This window comes from Shewanella sp. 5S214, from assembly GCF_041439795.1.
Lineage (GTDB): Bacteria > Pseudomonadota > Gammaproteobacteria > Enterobacterales > Shewanellaceae > Shewanella > Shewanella vesiculosa.
Genome location: NZ_JBGOOV010000010.1, coordinates 1 through 13629 on the forward strand (window position 1 = coordinate 1; position 13629 = coordinate 13629).

Annotated in this window: 10 protein-coding genes and 1 pseudogene; 5 read left to right on the forward strand and 6 right to left on the reverse strand. The window is 42.7% G+C overall.

Annotated features, from left to right (window positions below; all coding sequences use genetic code 11):
- Positions 1-687: pseudogene (locus tag ACED29_RS08485) on the forward strand (lipase family protein); the annotation flags it as partial.
- 367 nt (positions 688-1054) lie between these two features.
- Here ACED29_RS08485 and ACED29_RS08490 read toward each other — a convergent pair.
- The 4 genes from ACED29_RS08490 to ACED29_RS08505 all read right to left on the reverse strand — a co-directional run bounded on the left by ACED29_RS08490 (position 1055) and on the right by ACED29_RS08505 (position 4303).
- Complete coding sequence (locus tag ACED29_RS08490; protein ID WP_371697461.1) at positions 1055-1501, reverse strand: DUF3465 domain-containing protein; 447 nt, start codon at positions 1499-1501, stop codon at positions 1055-1057.
- Between the two features lie 94 nt (positions 1502-1595).
- Positions 1596-2018, reverse strand: coding sequence for a thioredoxin TrxC (trxC, locus tag ACED29_RS08495; RefSeq protein ID WP_182755003.1), 423 nt, complete (start codon positions 2016-2018; stop codon positions 1596-1598).
- Positions 2019-2195: 177 nt separating this feature from the next.
- Complete coding sequence (locus ACED29_RS08500) at positions 2196-2735, reverse strand: type II secretion system protein (protein WP_182697468.1); 540 nt, start codon at positions 2733-2735, stop codon at positions 2196-2198.
- Positions 2736-3016: 281 nt separating this feature from the next.
- The gene (locus tag ACED29_RS08505) at positions 3017-4303 is read right to left on the reverse strand and encodes an acetyl-CoA hydrolase/transferase family protein (RefSeq protein WP_371697462.1); all 1287 of its coding nucleotides are present in this window, start codon (positions 4301-4303) and stop codon (positions 3017-3019) included.
- 556 nt (positions 4304-4859) lie between these two features.
- On the opposite strand from ACED29_RS08505, the gene ACED29_RS08510 reads away from it, so the two are divergent.
- Entirely contained in the window at positions 4860-6182 is a 1323-nt protein-coding gene (locus ACED29_RS08510; RefSeq protein ID WP_371697463.1) for a PAS domain-containing methyl-accepting chemotaxis protein, read from the forward strand.
- A gap of 189 nt (positions 6183-6371) precedes the next feature.
- Here the strand turns inward: ACED29_RS08510 and ACED29_RS08515 are convergent, their stop codons facing one another.
- Positions 6372-7526 (reverse strand): diguanylate cyclase, encoded by a 1155-nt coding sequence (locus tag ACED29_RS08515; protein ID WP_371697464.1) that lies wholly within the window; start codon positions 7524-7526, stop codon positions 6372-6374.
- A gap of 626 nt (positions 7527-8152) precedes the next feature.
- On the opposite strand from ACED29_RS08515, the gene ACED29_RS08520 reads away from it, so the two are divergent.
- From ACED29_RS08520 to ACED29_RS08530, 3 genes are read left to right on the forward strand one after another with little or no spacing between them, the layout of a single operon-like run.
- The gene (locus ACED29_RS08520; RefSeq protein WP_182722705.1) at positions 8153-11026 is read left to right on the forward strand and encodes a xanthine dehydrogenase family protein molybdopterin-binding subunit; all 2874 of its coding nucleotides are present in this window, start codon (positions 8153-8155) and stop codon (positions 11024-11026) included.
- Positions 11023-11559: a (2Fe-2S)-binding protein gene (locus ACED29_RS08525; protein WP_124015592.1), complete on the forward strand. Its 537-nt coding sequence runs from the start codon at positions 11023-11025 to the stop codon at positions 11557-11559. The genes ACED29_RS08520 and ACED29_RS08525 overlap by 4 nt, the downstream gene beginning before the upstream one ends.
- Complete coding sequence (locus tag ACED29_RS08530; protein WP_371697465.1) at positions 11556-12830, forward strand: c-type cytochrome; 1275 nt, start codon at positions 11556-11558, stop codon at positions 12828-12830. The genes ACED29_RS08525 and ACED29_RS08530 overlap by 4 nt, the downstream gene beginning before the upstream one ends.
- 186 nt (positions 12831-13016) lie before the next feature.
- Here the strand turns inward: ACED29_RS08530 and ACED29_RS08535 are convergent, their stop codons facing one another.
- The gene (locus ACED29_RS08535; protein WP_182697474.1) at positions 13017-13502 is read right to left on the reverse strand and encodes a hypothetical protein; all 486 of its coding nucleotides are present in this window, start codon (positions 13500-13502) and stop codon (positions 13017-13019) included.
- Positions 13503-13629: the final 127 nt, after the last annotated feature.

Here is a 13629-nt window from a genome sequence, read left to right on the forward strand (position 1 = left end):
TACGCTTCAAATATTAATTTATACACTTTTGGCTCCCCAAGAGTTGGACAACAAGGTTTTGCCTCGGCTAACACCCATAGACTAAATCAAATTTTTCGCTGCACCCACGGCGCTGATGTAGTCCCAAAAGTGCCTTTATGGCCTTTTATTCATGCGCCTTATCAAGGAGTGGAATATCGCTTAGATAACAGTCAAGGTTTGAGGATTAGTGCTCATGGTATGGATCCTAAAGCTGGAGCCGAACCAGGTTATTTAGTCTCTGCAAACACTGAGCATTGGGGCCATTTACATGTTAAAGCTAGCGAATATTTAAAGCCGGTAAAATTACGTTATGAAAACCGCAATCAAGCAAGCTATTCAGATCAGTGGAGCGACAAACTCAGTGCAGCATTAATTACTGTCTTAAAAGAGGCAGGCTATTATGGTGCAATTGTAGCGCAAGCGACGGCTTCTTACGGTTTGACATTCTATGATCTTGTCGCCAAAACCCTTGAAAAAATTGCTGCCGCGGCAGATTCTTTCGCCGACGATGTCAGAGGCCTACTCGGCCATATGTTGTCTTTTGCAGGGGCTGTAGTCACAACCGTAGTTGACTTAACTTATGCCACTATTCGAGCCATTTTCAATAGAATGCTTTCACGCTTGTATAGTAGTGTAAAAGAAGCGATTAAGTCAGTTCACAAATAATAATTATAATGACGCTAACAAAGGTCTCGGTCACTGTAATATATCATCAGGACCGAGACCTTTTATTTACGTACCCGAATACGTAAGTAATCCCTTATCCTATTAACTGATCCATGATGTATAAGTACCAGACTCCCGAACTCTATTATTCCCCCATTAAACTTAGCTTCATATTGACACTACACACTTATCTTTACTGACACTAAACTCATTTAATCGACTCTAGCCATTGGTTAAATGATGATGCAGGCATGGTACTGGATCGTTGTGTAACAACTTTACTCGGTTCAAATATCATTAGGTAGAAATAAACGGATAGTAAATTGAGCGAATTGTTAAGTTTACTGAACCTGAGTCAAGCGACTGTTTATTTATAAATACTGTCATTGTGCTTTAACCAGCCACTTTGATGTTGTCCACGTGGGTCGTGGTGAGTCCAATGAATAACGCCGCCTTTGTTGTTAAATTCATAAACGCCGTAAAACTCGACCGTATCGCCGACATTTAAGTTTTCTATCCGTGGGGCTAAATCAATATTATGGGCAACTAATAGCGTGTTACCGCCGGCAATTTTCAGAATAAATCGTTGGTGGCGACTGCCTTTCAGATCGTCAGCAAGAATTTTTACCACATCCCCTGAACCACCAACTTGAAGGTTACTTAGCTTATTATCAATAGCATTTTGCAACACACTGTCACTGTCAGCGGTATAATCAGCATAAACGTTTTGTACAATTTGAGTGGTTGAAACCTTTCGGTCTAAAAAGCTAAATAATGCGAGGCCAAATAAGCAGATAACTAAGATTTTTTTCATGTTTATCAAATCCTTTTAAACAACAATCAAAATAAAGCTAAGCAAAAACGCGATAGTTTATCGCGTTTTTAATGAGTAATCTAACGTCCACAATCTATTTAATCGACTCTAGCCATTGGTTAAATGATGATGCAGGCATAGCGCCCGATTGCTGTGCAACAACTTTGCCTTGTTTAAATACCATCAAGGTTGGAATAGAGCGAATATTGAATTGGGCAGCGAGAGCTTGTTGCTCTTCTGTGTTGAGTTTGCCGAAACGAAATTTGGGCTCCCATTTTTTAGCTGCTTGTGTAAATACTGGGGCAAAGTTTTTACACGGACCACACCAGCTAGCCCAAAAGTCGACCACCAGTGGCAGTTCTGATTTATTAGCATGGTGACTAAAATTTGCGGCAGTTAGTGTTATCGGCTCACCCACAAATAGGCTCTGTTTGCACTTTCCACAAGTGGGTTGTTGTTCAAGACGTTCTTCAGGGACGCGATTTAAGGTATCGCAATGGGGACAGGCTATTATCATGATTAGACCTCATCAACTTCATTATTGAGACTATTAAATCATAAACCTTGTTGGTGTGTTAAACGAATAATCGTTTAATCTTCTTTATCATATTATCGCCTGCGGCACTAAAGTGTTAGCCGTTAGTGGCCGCAGGCCATAAGCGAAACAGCAACTCAGTGGATGACCACTGAGTTATTAACACCCTGTAATTACCTTGGTAATCTCTGGTTCACCAGCAGTCTTCCAATGATATTGGAAGTAACAACTCGTCGCGATAACCTCAGCCGACGTTGGCTCAGCTACAGCCAAAACACCTTTGGGTGCTGCAGCAAGAATATAACTCCCACTCAATGTGTAAATGCGATAAGCCCAGTCATTAACGTCCAAACCTGCTGCTTTGAATATCTCTGGTGCAGAAGTATAACCGGCGTTAAAACCAGTTCCGGTTGGATTGGCCGCAGCAGCCCAAGGCTGGTAATTACTGCCTTTTATACCAGAAAACTCAACAGTATCAGTTAATGTATTACCCGATGTCAGTGTTTTGGTTTTAAATAAAGTGACCGCTGTTTTGATCGACCCTGTCGCCCCCTCAATAGCGGCTATATGGGCGTCAGTTTTTAAATTGATAAATTTAGGTGCAGCAACTACTGCCAAAATGCCTAAAATAATAATAACAACCACTAGCTCTATCAGGGTAAAACCTGATTGGCGTGAACCTTTTGTTAATGTACTCATACGACGAATACCCTCTGATACAGTTAATGGCCAAAGTTTATATCAATTCAGTAAGCTAATAACAGTTAAATGATTATAATTAAGTCACTATTTTTTAGTGAATTATTGCCGATTAACCTACCCCAATATTCACCGTCATTATAGTGATTTTTACTCCGAGGTTAATCGTTGCAAGCAGCGTGAGTCGTTTAATTCATCAATCTAATATAACCTGTAGATACAACAAACTAAGTACAGACTCAATAACATTGGCGTAATGACTAGAGTAATCTAGGGTAACGCTAAACCTTAAGTCGCCAAGTATCAAAGGTTTCTCGGCAAAGCTGCTCTCTAAACTTAGGGTGGGCAATATCAATCAGTGCTCGGGCTCTCTCGCGTAACGATTTACCGCGTAAATAAGCGGTTCCATACTCGGTGACAATATAATGCACATGCGCACGAGTGGTTACTACGCCAGCCCCTGGCGATAGTACTGTGGCAATCCGTGAGACTGTGCCATTAGCCGCAGTACTGGGCAATGCGATGACAGAACGGCCGCCTTCAGAAAGGCCTGCGCCGCGTATAAAGTCCATCTGACCACCTACACCTGAGTATATTTGAGTGCCCAGTGAATCAGCACACACCTGCCCTGAAATATCGACCTGTAACGCTGAGTTTATTGCCATCACATTGGGGTTTTTACGGATAATAGCCGTGTCATTAACCTGCTCAATATCCATGAATATTACCGAAGGGTTGTCATCTACAAAATCATAAAGTCGTTGGCTACCCAATGCAAAGCCTGTCACAGTCTTGCCGGGATGAACTTTCTTAAGACTATTGTTTATCACTCCAAGTTCAATCAGATTAAGCACCCCATCAGAGAAAAGCTCTGTGTGTACGCCCAAATCTTTATGTGCGGTTAAACATGCCAGCACAGCATCAGGGATCGCACCTATGCCCATCTGTAAGCAAGCACCATCACCTACCAGTTTTGCCACATGTTGGCCGATGGCCAGGCTGATTGCATCGCTTGGAGCGAATAAATGTTGTGGTAACGGCATGCTCTGCTCATACACTGCGGCCAACTTATTATAATGAATAAAGCCATCACCATGAGTACGAGGCATCATAGGATTAATATGAGCAATGATTTTACCCGCCATTTGGCAAGCCGCTAGCGTGGCCTCGACCGATATGCCTAAAGAACAGATACCGTGCTTATCCGGTGGAGACACTTGGATAATGGCAGTATCGATGTGCTGCTCGCCAGAACGAAACAATTTAGGCACTTCAGAAAGAAAAATGGGCACATAATCGGCATCACCTCCTTGTAGCAACAACCGCGTGGGTGATCCGGCAAAGAAGCAACGATGGCGAATATGATCCTTTAAACGGAGATCACTTAGCGACTCGGCCCCCTCGGTATGTAACTGCAATAATGTTAAACCATGCTTTGTTAACGCATGTTTGGCTAACGCATCGAGCAGTAATATGGGGGTTGCCCCCATAGAGTGAGTCCATAAGGTTTCACCATTTTCAATAAATGAAACGGCCTCTAATGCACTGCTACAAATTATTGGTTTCATTAATATTACTCAACATAATGACGCTATTGTGATGTCAGGGCCAAGCTAACGCTTTACATAGTGTTAACGAAGCTAAGGTTTAGCTCAAGCATAGAGTTAAGTAAATGAGACATAGATACATTAGGAATGATCAAATCATTGCTATGGGAGAATTGAGCCTGAAAGTAACATTGAGGACAGTCTCGAACAAGCCACAGAACCAGCATGTGCAGCGATTAAACCACGCCTATTCGGAGGGTTAAATGCAGCCTCTTCTGGCAATACAAGGCCAAGCTTGCGATCGTAAACTGTTGATACCTTCCCCAAAGACAAAACGGAATTACGACTCAAAAAAACCAGCAAGGTGAATTAACAGTAATAAGATGATTTATCGTCACTAAGTTAAATAATCATTAAAATACTGACTTTTACTTGAGGAGATATTAGTGTACTAGGTCTACAGTTTTGATACCAAACTGATCTATTGCGTTAATTATTACGTATCAGTACTCATAAACCTGCCTATTAAGCTAATTCATCTCAATAACTTAATTAATAACTCTTATTGGAAATCTATATGTTGATGTTTAATGGTCGCTTAAAGCAAGAAAATGAACAATTGAAAGAAGAATTGTTCTCCATGCAGCAAGTCAGAAAAAGTCTCGATAGTGAGATGATATCAATGACACTGGCTGCTGATGGCAAAGTGACTGAAGTAAATCAACATTTTACTAATGACATGTTGTTTCAACAACACTCTCCCATTGGACAACAGTTAATTGATATGGTGCCCCAACGCGCCAGAGGAACAGCTCATTACAAGTCAATGTGTACTGCGATAAAACAGTCGCAACATTGGGCTGGCGCACTGCAAATAATTAAAGGTAATGGTGAAGAGGCTTGGCTAAGGGCAATTTTACAGCCGGTAAAAAAGAGCAGCGGAGAAGTAAAATATTTCTCGATATACGCCAATGATCTTACCCGCACGATTGAAACCTCAAAAGAGCATGAGGATTTAATCCAAGCTTTACAACGCTCTACTGCGGTTATTGAGTTTGATTTAGATGGCACTGTGTTAACAGCAAATGATAATTTTTTAAATGCCATGGGCTACAAAAAAAACCAACTTGTCGGTAAGCATCACAAAATTTTCTGTGAACCGCAGGAGTATAACTCCACCGAATATCAACATTTTTGGGAAAAACTTCGTAACGGAAATTTTGTTGCAGATCGCTTTAAACGTGTTGATAGCTATGGCAGAGTTGTTTGGTTAGAAGCCTCCTACAACCCGATTTTCGACAGCTATAATAAGCTGTACAAAGTAGTGAAATTTGCGACTGTCATTACAGACCAAGTTAACCGTGAACAGGCAATATCAGAAGCGGCCGATATCGCTTACAGCACCTCTCAACAAACCGATATAACAGCACAAAGAGGTAATAAAGTGTTGTTAGAGATGGTTGAGGTCATGAACAAGTTAGCGTTACAAATGAACGCTGCAGCCCAAGGGATAGAAGATTTAGACAAACAGTCGCAAATGATTGGGGCACTGGTGCAAAGTATCAGTGGTATCGCCGACCAAACGAATCTACTGGCATTAAATGCCGCGATTGAGGCGGCTCGCGCTGGCGAACAAGGCCGAGGTTTTGCAGTGGTTGCCGATGAAGTTAGACAGCTGGCATCCCGCACCAGCAAGGCTACCGAAGAAATCGTTGAGGTAGTGTCTAAAAACAAAAAACTCACTGAAAATGCCGTTAGCATGATTGAGGCGGGGAAAAAACAAGCACTACAAGGATTAACTCTGTCTACCCAATCTGGAGAGGTAATGTCAGAAATTCAAGATGGGGCACAAAAGGTTGTTAATGCGGTTGGTCAGTTTGCCAATCAACTTAATACTTAATATTAGTTAATTCTATTTCTACGTTTTATACACAAAGAGATTGAGGCATTGGTTAATATCTCAATCTCTTTGTTAGTTTAACAATGGCTTTGCAACAGGGTATCCATCAATCATGTCATTTGCTGTTAAACATTAATTAAGCGCCATGACTAGGTTGAGGACAGCGTAAGCATCGGGCCTCTATTAGCTTTATACCTCAGTAAGTTGACCTAAGGTAACCGTATTTCGGCCACTGTGTTTACTGTGATATAACGCCTCATCGGCAACTTTAAAAGCGCCATGGATCTGATTATGGGCTGGCAAAACTTGCACCATACCGATACTGATGGTCAAATTAATATTATGGCCATCGATAACAGCCATTTGCTTCATAACTTGATTACACAGACGGTTAGCAATTTGCTGCGCTACATCTAACTCAATGTTATATAAGATAACAGCAAACTCTTCACCACCAATACGACCGATAAGATCGTGGCTTCTGAGTCCTTTAGACATAATGTCAGCTACCGCTTTAAGGGCTATATCGCCAACGTGATGGCCGAATTTATCGTTGATCTCCTTAAAATGATCAATATCAATCATCATCAACACGACCTTTACCTGCGGGTATTGCAGCCAATGACGTTCAACCTGGCTGAAAAAGAATGTGCGATTAGCCAGCTTAGTCAAACCATCCCGTTGTGACTTGATAGTAAGACTCCGTTCCAGTTTTAAAAATGACAACCAAGGCAATAATAAAGCTGTAAGTGTTGTCAATGTAACGTGGCTAAGCAGAGTGTATATGGCCTGTTCAGGCAAACCACTGTAATTGATGTTATCCCAATGAAAACAAACGAGTGCGGCTTGAACTATCAAAACGACACTGTGCAAAATAAAAATGAACTGCAGTGTTCCTGTGTAGATAGGTTCATTAAATACTGAACGCCTAATAAGCCAGGCACCGGCAATAAATAGCATTGCAACACTCAAGGAACCGACTAGGGTAACTAACGCCGGATTATGATAGCTAAAGAATAGTGCCAAAGTCATTAAACAGAGAATGGCGATACTACGCTGGCGTTTAGCTTTAGTGAAACGAAATCGTGAAAAGCGTATTAACCCAAGTAAGACTAATACTGCTGTGACAATGAGGAAGAAATCAGCGATAAAAAAACTAAAAAATGCCGGAACGTCATATCCTCTAGAGACCGAGGCTGAAATGCCAAACACAAAGCAGCCACATGATAGCGCCCAATATTTAAAACACTTGTCTTTAGGTCTGCGTCGATAAAGTATCGACAGGTAAAAACCAATCAACAAATTGGTGAGTAAAGTAATGACAATCAGCGTGGGTAAATGCATTTCATTCCTAGCAACTAAATAGATCCCCTTTTGAATCTATCAATTAATGGTAGTAATTAACCATAAAGCAACTCTGTGGTAAGCTTATCGACTTGTATTTCACTCAATGCCATCAAGTTTATCATTCTGTTGTTAATCTCAGCACCGCTTAGCAAGCTACAATAACCGGCTAACTCACTTAAAAACACAGAGATTATCTAGGTGAATTAGGCTAAAGATATATTAATTATCAACAAGTTGAAAATGGATTGCCAAGAAAGTCATTGTGGTGTCGTAAGCGCTACGTGACACATCATCCTGATGCCATTTGCCATTAATCGCCAAGATTAAGCGCTTAAGGTTGATCCTTGTAGTAGGCTTAAGATAGCGCTGCACATAGTATATGTCTACAACTATATGATTATGTTCTATTTAGTATTATCACTTAACCTAAAAGATGGCTGATGTACTGCCCATTAGCAAAGCGGTTTGCAATTGTTATTTGCAATTTTATCGTGCTAACTTGGTTATACGTTATGTTGATAATCAACATTATTTAACAGTGAAAATTACCATCAAGGAAAAAGCTTATCAGGCGCATATTACATTAGAGCCTGATTTTACTATTAAAATTTCAGAGGTGAGATATGGATGTATCTAATGCGTCGAGACGGACCTTTATCAAACAATGCGTGATTGGTGGCGTCGCTGTTTATTCAGCGCCTTTACTGTGGGAAATGAGTCGAGCCAATGCGTCGATTATTTCTCCAGAACTAGCAGCACAATGGCAAACTCAGACTAACGGGCAATCTACTCCCAAATTTCGTAACGACGGTATTGCCAAAGTTACTGGCCAAAAAGTCTATGGCCGCGACTACCGCGCAATGGATATGGCAGGATGGCCAAAACAGCAAGGCTATGCTTTTATCCTGCGAGCCACTGATGCAGCCCATGTTTATCAAGGCTTCTCGCTCGACCATCTCCCCGCTTCGGCTAAACCCTACAAGGTGATCACTGCGGCAGATCTTGCCCGCGACAAGGTTAAGTTGCCTGACTTTTACGGTGATAATATGTTGCTGGCCGAGGGACAGACCGCAGATTATCTGGGGCATGCAGTAGCGATTTTATTATTCGACAGTTTTCATGCCTTTAAACAAGCTAAATCTTTACTGCAATTTGACAAGGCTTTGTTGCGCTATGGTGAAGAAACGCCTTTTGTATCCGAGACTAAAAACCCTTATGCCAATTGGCGTATTATTCGGGTAGAAGGTGAAGATGGTGCCAGTGAGGATACATACAGTCCACTGCACGATGGGTTGTTTTTTCCCAATATTAAAAACTACAAACCCGAATGGTCAGGTGATGCAAATGCCCAAGGCTCAGTGTCTGAGCGCGGTCTTTTTTATGCTGGCGAAATAGATAAACAAATTGAAAGTGCTAAAACGAGTCAGCAATGGCAAGTATTAGAACGAGAATATCGCACTCAAATCATTGATCCTATGATGATGGAACCTGAGGCCTTCAATGGTTGGTTTGATGCCAATAGCCAAACATTCCATACCGTGATTACTGCACAATCGCCACAAGACTTCCAAGAGATGGCCGTGCACATGCTGTCGTCGGGGCCATTAGCGGGTAAAGTGAATAATCTCGTGGTGCACTCGCCTTATATTGGTGGCGGTTTTGGCGCGAAAGATCATTCGATATTTCCTTACTATGGTGTACTGGCAACCATTTATGCCAAGGGGCCAGTAAGTATAGCCAACGACAGATTTGAGCAATTTCAATCAGGTCTAAAGCGCCATCCATTTACCATGAAAAGCCGCTTAGCTGTCGATAAAGCGACCCTAAAAATTCAAGCATTAACTTCACAGATGACGGTTGATGGCGGTGGACGTGAAAACTTCAGCCCATCAGTAACCTCGGTTGGCGCGACAGCAATGCAAAGCATTTACTACACCCCGCGTAATGACATTGTCGCCACCGCTTATGCATCGCGTAATCCTGATGCGGGTTCGATGCGGGGTTATGGCACATTGCAATCGATGACCGCAATGGAAAGTATGATCCATGAGATATCAGCTGAGCTAGAGGTCGATCCGTTTAAGTTACGAGCGGCTAATGTGATGGTTTCGGGGCAACGTAATACCCAAGGTGCAATACCTAACGGCACCCTGCGCTATCGTGAAATGCTCGACATGGCCGAACAAGATACCGTGTGGCAACAACGCGTAATCAATAAAAAAGACTATGAAGCGAAACACCCTGGCATGCGCTATGGCGTTGGTTTTGGTATTGCCACTAAAGACTATGGTACAGGCGCCGCGGCTCCCAGCGCTGCGATTCAATTGTCTAAAGACGGTAAAATAAGCTTGGATATTGGCTTTATCGAAATGGGTACTGGCACGCAAACCTCTCAAGCTGTAGTGGTGAGTGAATCACTAGGGAATTTTGCCGACGAAGTGAAACTGGCCGAAATCGATATTTGGGATGCGATGCAATTAGTACAAACCGACAATCCTTATATTATTTCACAACAACGCCAAGATGAAATGGCCGCTAACCCTCGCTGGACACCGGTTAAAGCCATGGCATCATCGGCATCGATGTCGGCGTATTATCAAAGCCATGTTACCCGTATTGCCGCCGATATTATTTATCGTCACGGACTGTGGCCCGCAGCCGTGTCTATTTGGAACGAGTTGTATTTCAATACGCCAATGGGCGCAACCAATCTCAATGACCCCCGCGATGGCCGTTGGACTGGCGGCAAGCTAACTGCATTGGGCTTCCCTCCGCTTTCAATCGATATCTTGGCTAAACGCGCCCATGATTTGGGCTTAGTGGTTGGCGTAATGGGTCATGCCTTTAACCGCTGGGCGTGGGCCGAAGCGGATTTTGAGATTTTCGGTACCAAGGAGCGTATCGCGCTAGATGCCTTAGCATTGCAATACGGAAAAGGTGATAAATATCATGGCAGCGCTGCTCGTATCGCTCGCATGAACTCTAACGGTTATCACTTAATCGATCGCCAAGCTATGCGCTACCCCAAAGCTGAGCTAAATAATGCCATGGTGACTTATTATGCTCCGTGCGCAACCTTAGTCGAAGTGGCAGTAAATGAAGGCAATGGTGAAGTCACATTACTGAGTTCTCACACTTGGTTAGAAGCCGGTAAAGTGATTGTGAACGAATTAGTTGAGGGGCAAATTCAAGGCGGTCTTGCTATGGGAATTGGCCATGCTCTACATGAAGAATTACCGCCATTTGAAGCAGGGGCTGGTAACGGTACGTGGAACCTCAATCGCTATAAGGTACCGCTAGCAAGACATGTTGGCGTTTGGAGTCAGCGACATACTATTTTACCGCAATTGTCTGAAACAGATCCAAGCCGTGGTATTGCCGAAGTGGTGATGATACCTGTCGTTTCCGCACTGGTTGAAGCTGTTTATCAGGCGACTCAAGTGCGCTTTTACGATCTGCCTATGACAGCGAAAAAAATCAAGGAGGCCATGGCATGAGCCAGTCAATAAAGTTAACCATAAATAACCAAGCTGTTGGCCCGATTGATGTCGGCGATGGCACCATGATGATTGAATTTTTACATGAGTATTTAAATCTCACTGGCACTAAGTTTGGTTGCGGCGTTGGCGTCTGTCATGCCTGCACTGTCATCGTCGATGACGACCAAGGCATGAGTGAAGTTGTCCGCACTTGTATCAACGGCGTCGAGCGGTTTAATGGCAAACGTATTCGTACCATTGAAGGCCATGCCAAGCAAAATGCTCAAGGCGAAATCACTACACTGAGCCCAGTACAACAAACTTTCTTGGAACATTTCTCGTTTCAATGCGGTTGGTGTACATCAGGATTTGTTAATGAATCGACGGCACTGATAGAACGACTGGAACGTAAACCTATCGCCAAAGATAAAGTGGAGCAAGTGATAGAAGAGGCCTTAGCTGAGCACGTATGTCGCTGTACTGGCTACGTTAAATACTATGCGGCGATGAAAGATTTAATCCTCAAAACAAAGGGGTTAACACTCTCATGAAACCATGCGACCAACAATATACTGCCCGCCTTATAAAGGTTGGTAAACTAGGTCAAAATTTATTATTGACCATAGGTCTAAGCGTGTTCGCCAGTTCTTGTAGCGCGGCCGATGAGCGTGTCAATAATAGTGGTGACATCGAACGCGGTGCTTATCTGATGAAGATAGGTGACTGTGTGGCTTGCCATACCGCAGTGGGTGGCCGCGAATTAGCCGGTGGTTTACCGTTCGAAACGCCATTTGGCGCTGTGTACTCAACCAATATCACCTCAGACAAAGAAACAGGTATAGGTAAATACAGCTACGAAGATTTTTTTGATGCTATGCATCATGGTGTCGGCATAAACGGTAATCTATATCCTGCGATGCCTTATACGTCTTACAGCCTGTTAACCGATGAAGATACCCAAGCGATTTATGCTTATTTGATGGGCACCAAACCCATTAAACAAGCTAATCTCGACAATGATGTCTACTTCCCTTTTAACGTCCGCTTTGGCCTTAAGGCATGGAATTTAGTCGCCCATGATGCAAAAAAGTTTACCCCTAAAAAAGATAAGAGTGAACGTTGGAACCGCGGTAACTATTTAGTCAATGCTTTGGGCCATTGTGCTGAATGTCATACTCCAAGAGACAGCTTATTTGCCATGGAGCAAGACAAACACTTTCAAGGTGCAATTATCGAAGGGCTTGAAGCATCGAATATTACTCCAGCCGAACTGAATCGCCAAAACTGGACTCATGATGATTTAAAGTCGCTGTTTACTGAGGGGTATTCTCGAAAAGGTACAGTATTTGGTGGCATGTATCCTGTGGTGTACCACAGCTTTAGCCACTTAACTGACGATGATATGTTCGCAGTAAGCAGTTACTTACTCGATACCGATAAGAAGATAGCCGCGAAAGCGCTCACCTTTAACGGCCATCAGCGTAAATTACCAGGGTATGATCTCTACATGGGATATTGCGCCGGTTGTCATGGTCAAAGTGGTGAAGGTCGACCTAATGTGGCCCCTGCCATGGCAGGAAATGCCACTTTAGATAAAGCCAGCCCCCACAACATAGTCGCGGTGATGTTAAAGGGAATTAAAAGCCAACATTACAACACTACCACCAGCTTTTATGCCATGCCAGGCTATGCTGATAAATTTACCGATGAGCAGCTAAGAGACTTAGCTAACTACCTGCGAGTGACTTGGAGTCCTCAACCAGGCGATTTAACCTTGAATACGATCAGTGATTTAAAGGAAGTGATATTCGAACATGATTAAACATGTGTAACATATCAGCTTAAACAAAAGCCGACCTGGGGTCGGCTTTTTATTGCAATGCAGATAACAGTTGGCTTGAGCGGGGAGGCGATAAACATTAACATTTTTTGGGATAAACCCGTGTATTAAGCAAGGCACTAAAAGCCTTGTAATAGCTTTATCCTAATCAAGTGTTATAGCAACTCCCTACAACACATCATTAAGATCTTGTATTGCATCTATCACCATACCAGTACCAACACTGATCAATAGTAAATCAGTCCCCACACGAACAATTTTCTGTCCTTCAGGTGTCCGTCCTAGCTGGACGGTTAGTGCAGAAGGCACATCATAGTAAACAACATCCGCAGGCAGCGCTTGGCCTTTACGCCATTGTTTAACACTGCCCGGTGGTTCGCAGCGATTGTGTTTCTTGGCTAACCCTGGTGGACAATGCTTGGCATCACGGCTGGTATAATAGTAATTATTAATAATTACCTGACGGTCATTACTAAAATAAGTCTGGTAATTATTGCTATCATTATCATGTTTCTTATGATGTTTTTTGTCGTGTTTTTCAGATTTTTGCTTATGGCTATGCTCATGCGAATCATGATCTTTAGCAACACTGTGGCTGACTGAAAGCACCGTTAAGGTACTTAACACAATAAGAGGTAATATATAACGATTCATAAAATTGATTCCTTTGCGATCAAATAGGCGCTAGTAAACATGCTTAACCAACGATATGCCTTACCGTTAAAACCAAATACTTTTAATGATACGGTTGATGTGGCTGCAAATGTAGTGCTATTGCACG

Excerpts from the sequence above, each read along its gene's own strand:
- ACED29_RS08490 (WP_371697461.1), bottom strand. The coding sequence starts at position 1,501 with ATGAAAAAAATCTTAGTTATCTGCTTATTTGGCCTCGCATTATTTAGC.
- trxC (WP_182755003.1), bottom strand. The coding sequence starts at position 2,018 with ATGATAATAGCCTGTCCCCATTGCGATACCTTAAATCGCGTCCCTGAA.
- ACED29_RS08500 (WP_182697468.1), bottom strand. The coding sequence starts at position 2,735 with ATGAGTACATTAACAAAAGGTTCACGCCAATCAGGTTTTACCCTGATA.
- ACED29_RS08505 (WP_371697462.1), bottom strand. The coding sequence starts at position 4,303 with ATGAAACCAATAATTTGTAGCAGTGCATTAGAGGCCGTTTCATTTATT.
- ACED29_RS08510 (WP_371697463.1), top strand. The coding sequence starts at position 4,860 with ATGTTGATGTTTAATGGTCGCTTAAAGCAAGAAAATGAACAATTGAAA.
- ACED29_RS08515 (WP_371697464.1), bottom strand. The coding sequence starts at position 7,526 with ATGCATTTACCCACGCTGATTGTCATTACTTTACTCACCAATTTGTTG.
- ACED29_RS08520 (WP_182722705.1), top strand. The coding sequence starts at position 8,153 with ATGGATGTATCTAATGCGTCGAGACGGACCTTTATCAAACAATGCGTG.
- ACED29_RS08525 (WP_124015592.1), top strand. The coding sequence starts at position 11,023 with ATGAGCCAGTCAATAAAGTTAACCATAAATAACCAAGCTGTTGGCCCG.
- ACED29_RS08530 (WP_371697465.1), top strand. The coding sequence starts at position 11,556 with ATGAAACCATGCGACCAACAATATACTGCCCGCCTTATAAAGGTTGGT.
- ACED29_RS08535 (WP_182697474.1), bottom strand. The coding sequence starts at position 13,502 with ATGAATCGTTATATATTACCTCTTATTGTGTTAAGTACCTTAACGGTG.